Raw genomic sequence first — 12,739 nt, forward strand, 5'->3', positions numbered from 1 at the left:
TCATTTACTCCACTGTTTTTGGTGTATCGTTAAGGTTCAATTTCTTGTGCTTCGCTGGCGTCAAATTCCTGCGCAGCGCGATAAATCCAGCAGCGCTGAAGATCATCTCCACGCCAATGAAAGCGGTGGTAAATAAATAGGATTGTTCAGGGTTCAAACTGAGCCAGACAACGGCAATCAGCAGGTCTAAAACACCGATAATAATGTTGGTGATCGCCCCCGCGTTACCACGCATAGTGAAGCCGGAAACGATGCGTGAAACCCCGCCAACAATGAAGAAACAGCTAAATACCAGCGACAGTGACGTCATGCCAATCAGAGGATGGATGACAAAACTGAAGCCCAACAACAGCCAGGCTAAGGCAAATATCACGCTGACAAATTTAGAACGCCAGTGGCGTGAACGAAATACCACCAGACTATAAAGAGTATAAAAAGTATAAAAACCGCAAACCATAAACATCATGCCGATGATATAGCTGAGGTACATCCCGGCCATAAAAGGATAAATAAGACAGCAGGTACCACAAATAAACAGTAGCACCGCCATCACCAGCGCATGTTTTCTATAATGAAGACATGAAGCCTCACTCAGTGCTTTCAGTCGATATTGATTAAATATAAACATTTTATTTCCGCCATATCGTTATTGACCAACTAGTTATTGGTTAAAATAGTAAGGCCAGCTAGCAAACGGAGTAAATAAGAGTGAAGCCCTATCTTCATACGCTCAATCTGACGTCTGACTCAATAATCTGACAAGTGTCAGACAGCTCCTGCAATATTCATTCCGCGCTCTGATTTTCATTCGTTTTGTTATTTCCTATTCTGTCTGGGTTGGTGATTAACACCCATTTTATTAAGGAGACGATAATGAAAAAATTAATTCTGGCAGGCATACTGGCAACCATGATGAGTTCTGCACCGGTATTCGCTGCAACAGCAACGACTCCAGCACAAACTGCTGCGGCCACTGCACAAATCCAAAAAGAAGCGGCTGATGTGATGCAGGTTGCCGTTCAGGGCGCGAATGCCATGCGTGATATTCAGCTTGCTCGCCTGGCGCTGTTCCACGGCGAACCGGCCAGTGCTAAAAAACTGACTGATGACGCAGCAACACTGCTAAAAGATGACAGCATCGACTGGAAGAAATTTGTCAAAACCGACGCCAAAGCGAAGATGATTGACGACCAGTACGTCATCATTAACGCCACAGTTGCCCTGTCTGAAGACTATGTTGCGACTCCAGCAAAAGAGAGTGCGATCAAATCTGCCAATGAAAAACTGGCTAAAGGCGATAAAAAAGGTGCGATGGACACTTTACGTCTGGCGGGGATTGGCGTGATGGAAAATCAATATCTGATGCCACTGAACCAGACCCGCAAAGCGGTAGCTCAGGCACAAAAAATGCTGGCAGATGGTAAATACTACGAAGCGAATCTGGTACTGAAGGGTGCTGAAGACGGCATCGTTGTTGATAGCGAAATGTTCGCTGCCAGCAACTAAAATTATCGTGCTGGATGTCGGATGACGCTGCGCTTATCCGACCTTGTATCTTGAACCGGTAGCTGGTTAGCTACCGGTTACATGAAACGGAGGAAGCTTGTATCCGACCTGAAGACCTCGATCTTCCGACGTAGCTTAAGCCCTCCGTTTCACCTTTCACGCCACTCAAAATCCGAACGGTAACCAGAAGCTCTGACTTCGCATGTACAAGGCTGGAATGGCGTGTTGGTTCACGTGGAAGGAGATGAAATATGGCTTTTCTCGGTGCTGATATCAGCAAAAATAAAATAGATGTCTGTCTGCTTGTTGCCGGTATTAAGGGTAAGAAAAAGCAGAAAGTCTTCACCAATGAACCCTGTGTGGCCCGCAAAATCATCGACTGGCTGGAGGCCCAAAAATGCGCCTCTGATAATATGACAGTCGTGATGGAAGCCACGGGTATCTACCATGAGAATCTGGCGTATGGGCTTCATGATGCGGGGATTTCTGTCTGCATGGCCAATCCATACCGTGTCCGTGAGTTTGCCTGCGGAATGGATATCCTCACGAAAAATGACACAGTGGACGCATTTGTGCTGGCCTGTTATGGCGAGCTGAAGCATCCCGATGCCTGGGTCCCACCGTCAGTTGAAGTCCGTAAACTCAGGGCGTTGTTGCGTCAGCGCGACGCGCTGAAAGAGGATGTGCAGAGGACGGCCAACCGGCTTGAAAAAGCGCATTCAACCTCGACACCACGGGAGGTCATAGGCTCACTGGAGCGGACACACGGCTGGCTGAGTGATGAACTGGAACGGATAGAAAAGCTCATTACTGACCACACAGATAACGACCCGGGACTGAAGGCCGATCTGGAGCTGCTGAAATCGATAAAATGTGTGAAGGAGCAGGTGGGACGGGAGATGCTGGCACTACTGAAAGACGGGACGTTCAAAAGTGCCTCGCAGGTGGCAGCGTATCTGGGAATAACACCGGTGGAGAGAGTGTCCGGCAGTTCGGTACGCGGGCGGGCACATATGTCAAAAACAGGCCCCTCAATAGTCAGAGCCAAACTGTATGTAGCAGCCCTGAGTGCAATCCGGTGGAATAAACCCGCGAAGGCGATATATGAAAGGCTGGTAGCGAAAGGTAAGGCGAAAAAAGCGGCGCTGGGTGCAGTGATGCGTAAGCTGGTACATATGTGCTTCGGCGTACTGAAAACCCGATTACCATGGGATGAAAATTATGCAGCTACCGCTTGACGTCCAAGACGGTAGCTACAAAAGCTGTATTTGTATTATCGTGCTGGATGACGCTGCGCTTATCTGACCTACGATTTCGGTTCCAGTTCCGGTTTCGTAGGGGGGATAAGCGCCAGCGTCATCCACCATTTTTAGTGGCTTATCAAACTATCAATCTCCACGTCAATTTCCCGCATGACTGCCGTAATTTTTTCTAACGCTTGCTGGCGCTCCTCAAGTGGTAACGAACTATGACGACGTGATTCGAAAGGTTCACACAACGCCTGAAGTGCGGTGATTTCCAGAATCTGTGCCGAACCATGCAAACGATGCAACGCATGCAAAAACATTTGCGGTTCATCCTGCTCTATTGAACGCACTGCGACCTGTAAATCATTGGCTGAAGCTTCGCGGAAGGTTTCCAGAATCTCGTTCATCAACTTCCTGTCACCCCCAGTATTCTCGGTCAGAATGCTCAGCTTCAAATGTCGTGTAGTACACAGCGATGTGCGCCCGCTATCGAGTTTGCTCAACTCGTGAGTCAGCGTCTGAATCGAAACCGGTTTAAACAGGCACTGATTCATACCGCTTTGCAGGCATTGATCGCGTGATTGCGAAAGCGCACTGGCGGTCAGCCCCCAGATTTGCAGCCGCATATTCTGGCGACGCAAAGATGCCGTCAGCGCCAGCCCATCTTTTTTTGGCATGTTCAGGTCAGTTATCAACAAATCGTACGCGTTATTGGCGATTTTCGCTTCCGCCTCCTCACCGTCGCAGGCTTCATCCACGTTGTAACCAATGGCATTCAGCTGGCGTTTTAACAACAGGCGATTCGTCGGGTTATCGTCCGCAATCAGAATCGACAAACGCGGTAATGGCGATAATGCGGCCGGGGTGTTATGGGTCGGCGTAAGCCTCTTCTGTGCAGTTTCAACCAGCAACGTAATCGTGAAAGTGGTGCCCTGCGACTGCTGGCTACTGAGTTCCAGCGTGCCGCCCATCAGCGTCACCAGCTCTTTGCAGATAACCAGCCCCAGTCCGGAGCCTGTCTGTTTACGCCCCTGGCCTGCCTGAACGTAACGGTGGAATAGTGTCTCCTGCTCTTCGGCACTAATCCCGCATCCGGTGTCGCTGACCGTCACCACCAGAGTCCCATGCTTATCCTCAACTTCTGTCAGACGGGATAAGACCTCAATATGCCCTTTTTCGGTAAACTTCAGCGCGTTGCCGACCAGATTGGTGAGAATTTGCCGCCAGGCTTGTGGATCAATCAGCACCTGAGCGTCCGCCGCCAGATGGCTGATACAACGCAACTCAACACCTTTCTGCCTGGCCAGCGCGTCAAATGAGTGGCACTGTAGATTGATAAGCTGTGATAAATCAGTCCATTGCGGTGCTATCTGGTATTTACCAGACTCAATTTTATCGACATCAAGAATCTTGCCGATCAACCCCAGCAGCGATTGTGCAGTTGCCCCTGCCAGTGCTATTGCTTCTTTGCGTTGACTGGCGTTGAGATCCGAGCTCGACAGCAATTCTAAAAAGCCCACAATCGAACTCACCGGGGTACGCAGCTCATGGCTCATACTCGCCAGGAAACGGCTTTTCGCTTTAGTGGCCTGAATCGCTTTATCTTTCTCGGCCTCCAGCTCATGGGAGAGCGTCTCTTTAAGCTGCAATTCTTCTTCGAGTTGCCGTTGCGACTGTTTTCTTTTGCGCACTTCACGCGACAGCGACAGCCCCCAGCCAAGGCTAATGGCTATCAGCACCATCGCGAAGACCACCAGTTGATAGAACTGCTTGCTGTACAGGTTCCAGGTATCTTTCTGTACGCTGGAAATTTTCGACCACTTTTCCGTCATTTGCAGAATGTCGCGCGGAGGAATCGCTTGCAGCGACTGACTGATAATCGACTTCAGTTCGGGTTCATCGGAGGCTATCGCAAAACTCAGCGAACCGCTCGGCATCCCCGGCAGGCGCATGTAGTACATGTTTTGCGGGTAATAATGGTCAATCATGTAACGGGCAGATAGCTCGGTGGTAATCGCCGCATCGACCTTACCCTCCTCGACCATTTTCATTGCCTCACCGACATTTTCCGTTTCAACCAGAGTCGCCAGCGGGTATCGCTGATGTAAATCAGCAACCAAAACATCCCCCAGTGCTACGGCAATGCGCAGTGGTTTGGTCAGCAAGCGGTCAGCATTTTCGTGATGCGCGGTGACAATAACGAACGAGAGGCTCATCAACTGATCGCTAAGCGAGGTGTTCTGCGGCGTATTATTCAGCGTGGTGGCGGGGATCATGTCCCACTGCTCTGGTGCCTTTTTTGGGTCGGAACTCATCATCACCGGCTGAAATTCAAGACCGGTTTGCAGCTGAATAATATTGAGTAAATCAGCCATGATTCCGCGTAACTCGCCTTCCTTGTCGATCAGCGTAAACGGTGGATAGTTGGGATTAATGAGCACTTTGACAGTGCGGTGCTTCTCCAGCCAGTTTTGCTCTTCCTGGCTAAATGGGCCAGGTGAATTCAGATAGGAAAGATTGCCGCGGTTTAGCCAGTTCTGCATCATCCGCATATGGGTTTCATTGCTGATTGAGGCAATAAAACGTTCAAGGATATTTCGCAACAGCGGCTGACGGTTGCTGGTAATAAAGTAATTGTATTGTTCTTGCTTGTTAAAATAGTGGGTAATCACCAGCGATTGTGAAAAGTATTTAGAAATACAATTCCCGGTAGTCACGTTATTACCAATAAAATATTGGTTTTTACCGGACACCACCGATGACATCGCCTGGTAGTCATTATCGTAATAAGTCATTCTGGCATTCGGGAACGCCACCTTAACAACATCGGCAAACGAGCAATCGCGCACGCAAGCAACAGTCACCTCTTTGCTGGTTTTTAGCGGCAGCAAAGTGTTTTTAAGTGACGTCACCAGTGTCGGCCAGGTTTTGATCAACGCAGACGTTGTCAGCAAAGAACTCGGCGTTTCTTTGTGGGCAGTTAACTGAGTCAGCAGCGTATCGACTTCGTTTTTCGACAGTGCCGCAAGAGCCTCTTTCTCGCTATCATATTGTTTAATAATAATTTTAATATGCAGATTTTTCTGCAGCAGAGCCAGGTAATCGGCATTAACACCCTGATATATCCCCCCAGTACTTTCATAATCAATAGGGGAAACTTCCGGCAACCAGGTGCCGACAGTCAGCGTTTTTTTGCGCTCGAGCCATAACCTGTCTTCTGTACTTAACCGAATATCCAGCACCGCAGGCTGGTAATTACTTTTAAGCTCAATAACCTGTGTGGCGCCAGAAGAAGAAAAACTACTCAGGCAAAAAAACATCATCAAATAAATAAACCAACGAGACTGCATCTTATTAGCCAATTTTATTTCTTTGCGCATAATCATAGAGTTCCATTAATGATGAGCAATCTAACTTTTCCATTAAACGGGTTTTATAAGTACTTACCGTTTTATTACTGATATTCATTTTGTGGGCAATAGTGGTGTAATCAATGCCGTTGAGAATGTAGCGTAAAACCTTCATTTCCTGAGTCGATAAAGTATCCAGTTTATCTTGTTCAGTGAGGGTCACACCGCTAAAACGCTCAACAGAGAAAGGAAAATAGCTATAACCATTTTTTGCCGCTTCAATAGCCGCCAGAATATTATTCATACCCTCTTTTTTACTAACAAAACCATTCGCGCCGTATTCGGCACTGCGCTTGCCGTAGAACAACTCATTTTTGGCAGAGATGATAATAATAATACCGACGTAGTGGCGTTTGCGGAGTTGCTCCAGCACTTCGATACCGCTGAGACCGGGAATGTCTACATCGATGATCAGCAGTTCCGGTTTGAGTTTCTCTACGGTTTGCACCACATGCTCGCCACTGTCGAGTTCAGTGGTGACGGTGATGCCGTTGGTATCGAGCAAGTTGCGTATAGCAATCCGCGCCAATGGGTGATCGTCAACGATTATCGCGTTCATTGCGTGAGTCAATCCTGATGTAAAAAGGAATAATATTTAAGCCGGAAGAACAGATGTGGTTGTTATATTATTATTTTTCGAGATGAATCTGGAGCGGGTTAAATTCTAACATATCTGATTTGGGTGTTATTAAATATTTACAGTCAGAGTCGATAGTGCCAAAAAATGATTTAGATCATATTTTGACTACACGTGTAGGAATGGGAGTTCAATTATTAAGGCAATATCTTAATGATTTTATAAATACGTTCTTTCTAAATGATGGGGGAATGTTTGACCCATTTTTCCCAGTGCATTCTGATGTACGCACGTATAAGCCCCGACGTGCACTTTTGCATCTCATTCCTCACTTTACCCTGCACGGTATACCAGTCGGAAATATCTCGCGTTAACTGCGTGATCTTATCCATTCCAATACACTGATTGATATAAGATTTTTTTAAATTCAGTCTGTTTTTTATCGGAAAGCAGTGTTGCATTATTGATATTGATGGAATGAATATTAAAACAGGGTCCAGCGCGGGTCACCGGTTCAGTTACAGCAGGTTGACGTAATGGAAAAGAACGTTGTAATTCTTCCCTTTGCTGCTGATTTTGTTGCAATAAGCCCTGTTGTTCCTGGCGAATAAGGTCGCGATCCGCAGGGCTAAGCGGTGCAGAAAATACCGGGGGAATAAATAGCAAGACACAGAACGTGAAAATACTAAGGGTGCAATTATTTTGTATGCACAATTATTTCGTCCATGAACAATAATGCCGACGCTAAAAAGACCCCGCATAGACACAATATTTAATAAAAATTCACAATATGATAAATGTGAACACATCCTTTGGTCACATTCAATACAAAATATATATATTTAGGATAATTGCGGTATTCATTTTTTATTTAATCAGAACTTCATCAACCATCGCGCTACCCAAACGCATTGCGGAACATATTCGTGGCATTCCCAATGACACGCCGCGGTGGGTTTGGGTGGTCGCAAAGCTCACGGGTTGCTTTTCGCAGTCCGAATCGTCACCAAGCCATGCCAGCGCTTCTTTGCTTTCCATCATTTCCGGTGTGGACGGAAACATCAGCCATTCATAGTAATAATGACGTGTGCGAACAGACGCATTCACATCGTGCGCTAATTGGCTGATAGCCAGCGCACGCACTTGTTCAATTAGCTCGCTAGCCTGCAATGAATGACCAAAGCGCACCGCATCGCCAAATGCCCCCCAGTACAACTCTTGCAGCGCGACATAACAGCGCCCAGCGGGGGAGAAACTGAGGTAATGTCCGGCCTGCCAACGGGCGAAAACCTGCTCGCAATGCACAATGCCCAAATGTGTCAAATCCGTACCGTGTAATTGCGTTTCCAGTTTACCCACACGCTGCGCAAGCTGCTGCTGCACTTGAGATAATTGCTGGCGGGTGATGGTTGAGTCGTTGGCCAACCGCACTGAAGCTGCCACTAAAGCCGTGACACTTTCATAGACTTTGACCAGCGCGTGGTGCTTTTTCCCCACCCGCTGACAAAGCTGTCCGAGCATCGCCATCGTCACTTCAGGCGTATCCATCAACACCTCGTCCAGCGCCCATTTTTGCAACTGACTCTGGCCGATAAATTCACCAATCAGCCGCTGATAAAATGCTTTGCTTTGCTGGCTGTGCCATGGTTCACGCGTGACACCACTATTCTTTGCAAAATCGACGACAAATTTTTCAGCGACACATTCCAGGGCGCGAGTTGGCGTTCCAGGTAATAAATTGCTCATGGTTGTTCTACCGTAAATAGCGTCTGAATATCATCCCGCAGCAGGCGGGTGTCCTCATGGATATATCGCGTGGTGCGTAAGCACTGCTGGAGCTGTTGGCGCAAGGCCGTGACCGCATCTTCATTTTGCTGGCGTGCTATCAGGCTTTGTTGCAGGTTCAGATGTATGGCGTCCAGTGCTTGAGAAAAATCAGCAAAGAAGGCCGTCATTCCCTCGCTCACGGCATATTCAATTTGCACAGTCATGGTCTGATTGAGCTGCAACAGGAAGCTGGCAATGTGCTCACTCAGCTTGCGCTGCACATCAGGCAGGGAAATCACGTAGCGGCTTTGCATCACGGTGTAACCTTCCCAGCCCCATTCGTCGCTATTCAGCCAGCGCGCAACGGTGCCACGCATCCCTGCCGGGCGGCGTAACTGTGCGACAGGAATATCCTGCTCTTCAATCAGCTGGTTAAATGCCTGATTGGCATTGAAATTTAATAACCCGACGTGAAACACTGGCAGGCTGATATTGGTGCGAAATCCGGCCTGGGTTAGCCCTTGAGCGACGCGAGCTTCAATCGGTTTTAAGGTATTACGCAGCGTATCCGCCAGTTCGACTTCCAAAAAACTGAACAGATGCATCAGCTCCTCAGTCATCTTTTCCTGCGCCGCGGTGAGGATTACCTCGCATGAAGCACGGATTCTGTGTAGCGCAATTTGCGCCGATTGTTCATCATCAAAACTCAGCGTTTCATTGCGGGCATCAAAATCGATTCCGCGACGCGTACCAAACGACAACGCCTGACGGGTGAGTTTTTCCGGCACCGTACCTTGCAGGAAATAGTCCGCAATATTGGCATTAATTTGCAGCTCATAACGGCGGATGAAATCCTCCATCGTTTGCACAGCCTGGTTTACATTGCTTTGTGCAACTGCACTGGCCGACTGCTGGCTGTCGGTCGCCAGACGCATGTCATCTTCAAGTGCTGCGATATTGCGCTGTAATTGTTCACTGGCAATGCGCAACCCCTGGCAGCGGAAATTCAGGTAATCTTCCGCGCCCTGCGTGTAGACCAGTAATTTCTGGCAAGCAGAACGCAGCGCGTACATCGAGGCGTTAGCATGTGCGGCATGCAGCACTTTTTTGATTGGGCTGGCAAACTGCGAGTCCTCCCACAATAATTCGGCTGACTGGCGCAAACTCTCTGAATCAATGAGATCGCTACTACGCCAACGGCGGCCCAGCGCCGCATCGGCAAAATCTTGCACCCAGCGATGTTCATCGGGATCCGGCAACATACCGTGCAATGCCAGTTCATGACGGGCGCGGTTGGCTAAATATCCCCACATTGAAGAGACGGGGAAAACATGGTTTGGCTCAATCACCCCTTTCATCAAGGTGTCTGAAATCAATGTCTTAACCTGTGCTTCGTCGTCGCCATTGCGGTCTTTTTGATCGAACTTGTTCACCAGCACATACAACGGCACCGAAGAACTAGCACCTAATATCGCTTTTCGCACGTCTTCATCAGAAACCGACTTCAGTTGGGTGTAATCCAGCACCGCCAGCACGGCAGAGGCTTGCGCCAGTTGCTCCTGGAGCATTTTTTGCAGATGCGGTTGCCCGGCTTCATTTGGGCCAGGAGTATCTAATAAAGTCAGTTGCCCATAGCTTTCATTAATTCCAGCTAAATGGACAAATTCCACTTCAATGACCGGAACATGCTCAATTGCGGCATAGGCTTTAAATGGAAATGCGACATCCAGTGCTTTGGATAAGCGCACTAAATCATTCAGGCTTTTCAGGCAATGAAAAATAGGCTGAGCACCAAGATAATGCTTAGCAAAAGATTCCCCCATGGTTATTCTGGTTAATAACCCCGCCATATCCCGATCAATTTCCAGATGCCTGCCCAACGTTTCTCTTTCGGTTTGTTGCAAGCGAAGTTGCAAGGCCTGCATTAATTCCTCGATGGGTTGCACGTACGGGAAATGCAGCACCGGTTCACGCTGACCAGGCGTGTGGCGAATCAATGTGGGTAACGCTGTCATCGGGCGATTACGGTTTGGCAGGACTTCTGTGCCAATAATGGCGTTGATGGTAGTCGATTTCCCCGCTTTCACCGTCCCGACGATTGCCAACACCATTTCATGTTGGGTGATTTTGCGTAGCTCATTTTGCAACAACGCCTGCTGCACCTGAATGCCACGCGGACAAAACTTAGGAGGAACAACCGACCCCGTCGGCGATTGCCCAAAATAATTCTCGTCTTGCTGTGTAGTAAAAGAGGTCGTTTTTAAGGTATTGAGATTTTGCAGCGCAAGTTGCAATAACCGCTCAGCCTCCTGACCTAACTCAAATATTGCTTGTGTGTACATAAAAAATCCTTCCTTAAATCAAATTATCCGGATTTTTATAAAGTCATTTATTTTCTTACCGATTAAGTACCGGCATTTATAATTACACGCAGGAATCATTAATTCGATAATGTTATATTAAAGATGTTTTATTTATATAGATAAAATCTGATCAGACAACCAGAGGAAAATACAATAACGCATTTTGATAAACTAATTGTGTATTTTCATCGCGAATTTAGCAATTGATTGCGCAGTGAAAATATCTCTTTTTGTTTTCCTCCTGGCCCATTCGATAAGGCACAGCGGCAATCATCCACACAAAAACCAGGTTTTAATGTATAATTTCGCCACTTTTGCGGGAAACCGCTATTTTTAAAGCTATGACTCCAGAGATGACGAATATGACACTCCCTCATTGCCCAAAATGCAATTCTGAATACACCTACGAAGACAACGGTATGTTTATCTGCCCTGAATGCGCGCATGAATGGAATGATGCAGAACCCGCCCAAGACAGCGACCAACTGATTGTTAAAGATGCCAATGGCAACCTGCTGGCTGATGGCGATAACGTCACCGTAGTAAAAGATTTGAAAGTGAAAGGCAGCTCTTCAATGCTGAAGATTGGCACTAAAGTGAAGGGTATCCGTCTGGTTGAAGGCGACCATAACATCGATTGTAAAATTGATGGTTTTGGTCCGATGAAGCTGAAGTCAGAGTTTGTGAAGAAGAACTAAGTAAATTCCCCTATCGCCAAGGCGGTTTCTTGTACGCATCTTTGAAGGACGGTTCCTGCTGATTCGGAGAAGGTTCCGTTCACCAGGCGATTGAATGTTTATGTCGCCACAGAACCGGTGAACGTCTTAGGGTGGCCACCGTCGCCACCCTAAGAACCCTGACTCCCGGCAAATAAATCGCCGCAAGCGGTAAACCTCCATTTAGCCTCCGTGTCAGGGTCGGTTGCGATTCGTTCCAGACGATCGCGCCCTCCAGCCGTTCCCGACGGCTGGACCCTGCCACCTGGAGTCAAAATGGAGGCGATTTAAGCCGGACCCGAAATTCAAGGTCAAAGTCATAAGCCAGAGCGGTTTTGACCTTGTTCCCGGCTTCAATCGCGCCGTTTTTTACCCTTCAGTCGGGGTCACGTGGCCGGGAGCCACGTGAGAGAGCGATCGTCTGGAACGAATCGCGAACGACCCCGAATGTTGGGTGAAAAACGGTGTTTACCGCTTTAGCGGCGATTGATTTGCCGGGCGCCTGGATTATCAAGGGGTTGGCGTTAACCCCTTGATACGTTCACCGTTATCGGTAATTAAAGAGATAACTGAACGCACGGGTGAACGGAAAATCCGCGAGGCTTACAGATCTCCCCCCACAAGAGGCTGAAAAACCACTCCCCCCCGCCTGGCTTGCCCCACTCCCCGCAACTACACTTCTTCTGCACTCCGTGTATAAGAGGAATAAGTTATGTCTGTTGGACCCTACATCTTTTTTGACGGCACCTGCGAAGAAGCGATCGCGTTCTATCAACAAGCGGTGGGTGCTGAACTGCTGTTTAAAATGACGTTTGGCGAAATGCCAAAAGACCAGAATCAGTCGGCTGAAGGATGCAACAGCGGTTTTAACTGGCCAGACGATAAAATCATGCACGCTAACGTCCGCATTGGCGGCGGCGACGTGATGATGAGCGACGGCAATATGATGGATTCCGATAAAGCGAAGCACGCTGGCTATGCGCTGAGTCTTTCCAGTCAAGATGTTGCTGAAGGAAAACGCTGGTTTGATAACCTTTCCGCCGGTGGCGTAGTCACTATGCCGTGGAGCGAAACATTCTGGGCGAAAGGCTTCGGAATGTTTACCGACAAATTTGGCATTCCGTGGATGGTAAACGTCGAAAAACCGATGTAA

At 48.1% G+C, this 12,739-nt stretch carries 10 protein-coding genes; 4 read left to right on the forward strand and 6 right to left on the reverse strand.

The window, feature by feature from the left end:
• Nucleotides 1–4: 4 nt before the first annotated feature.
• A complete protein-coding gene (locus D8682_RS13605) occupies nt 5–628 on the reverse strand; it encodes a DUF308 domain-containing protein (protein WP_121814492.1) in 624 nt (207 codons plus the stop codon).
• 245 nt (nt 629–873) lie between these two features.
• Between D8682_RS13605 and D8682_RS13610 the strand changes: the two genes are divergently transcribed.
• Both D8682_RS13610 and D8682_RS13615 read left to right on the forward strand, forming a co-directional pair.
• Nucleotides 874–1,506 (forward strand): YfdX family protein, encoded by a 633-nt coding sequence (locus tag D8682_RS13610; RefSeq protein WP_121814493.1) that lies wholly within the window; start codon nt 874–876, stop codon nt 1,504–1,506.
• A gap of 251 nt (nt 1,507–1,757) precedes the next feature.
• Nucleotides 1,758–2,744, forward strand: a complete 987-nt coding sequence (locus D8682_RS13615; protein WP_121813607.1) for an IS110 family transposase — start codon at nt 1,758–1,760, stop codon at nt 2,742–2,744.
• A 131-nt stretch (nt 2,745–2,875) separates the two neighbouring features.
• Here the strand turns inward: D8682_RS13615 and D8682_RS13620 are convergent, their stop codons facing one another.
• The 5 genes from D8682_RS13620 to D8682_RS13640 form a co-directional block, all read right to left on the reverse strand.
• Nucleotides 2,876–6,103, reverse strand: a complete 3,228-nt coding sequence (locus tag D8682_RS13620; protein WP_121815706.1) for a transporter substrate-binding domain-containing protein — start codon at nt 6,101–6,103, stop codon at nt 2,876–2,878.
• Between the two features lie 4 nt (nt 6,104–6,107).
• A complete protein-coding gene (gene evgA / locus D8682_RS13625; RefSeq protein ID WP_064540988.1) occupies nt 6,108–6,722 on the reverse strand; it encodes an acid-sensing system DNA-binding response regulator EvgA in 615 nt (204 codons plus the stop codon).
• A gap of 402 nt (nt 6,723–7,124) precedes the next feature.
• A complete protein-coding gene (locus tag D8682_RS13630; RefSeq protein ID WP_162303018.1) occupies nt 7,125–7,406 on the reverse strand; it encodes a hypothetical protein in 282 nt (93 codons plus the stop codon).
• Between the two features lie 201 nt (nt 7,407–7,607).
• Nucleotides 7,608–8,486 carry a diguanylate cyclase regulator RdcB family protein gene (locus tag D8682_RS13635; protein WP_121814495.1) on the reverse strand — a complete coding sequence of 293 codons (879 nt, stop codon included), beginning with the start codon at nt 8,484–8,486 and terminating at the stop codon, nt 7,608–7,610.
• Nucleotides 8,483–10,849 (reverse strand): dynamin family protein, encoded by a 2,367-nt coding sequence (locus D8682_RS13640; protein WP_121814496.1) that lies wholly within the window; start codon nt 10,847–10,849, stop codon nt 8,483–8,485. Before D8682_RS13640 ends, D8682_RS13635 begins: the two co-directional genes overlap by 4 nt.
• Before the next feature lie 383 nt (nt 10,850–11,232).
• Between D8682_RS13640 and D8682_RS13645 the strand changes: the two genes are divergently transcribed.
• Nucleotides 11,233–11,568, forward strand: coding sequence for a zinc ribbon domain-containing protein YjdM (locus tag D8682_RS13645; RefSeq protein ID WP_034492586.1), 336 nt, complete (start codon nt 11,233–11,235; stop codon nt 11,566–11,568).
• Between the two features lie 730 nt (nt 11,569–12,298).
• Nucleotides 12,299–12,739 carry a VOC family metalloprotein YjdN gene (gene yjdN / locus D8682_RS13650; RefSeq protein ID WP_064541045.1) on the forward strand — a complete coding sequence of 147 codons (441 nt, stop codon included), beginning with the start codon at nt 12,299–12,301 and terminating at the stop codon, nt 12,737–12,739.

Origin of the sequence: Buttiauxella sp. 3AFRM03 (assembly GCF_003675305.1) — a bacterium.
In the GTDB taxonomy this organism is placed as follows: Bacteria; Pseudomonadota; Gammaproteobacteria; order Enterobacterales; family Enterobacteriaceae; genus Buttiauxella; species Buttiauxella ferragutiae.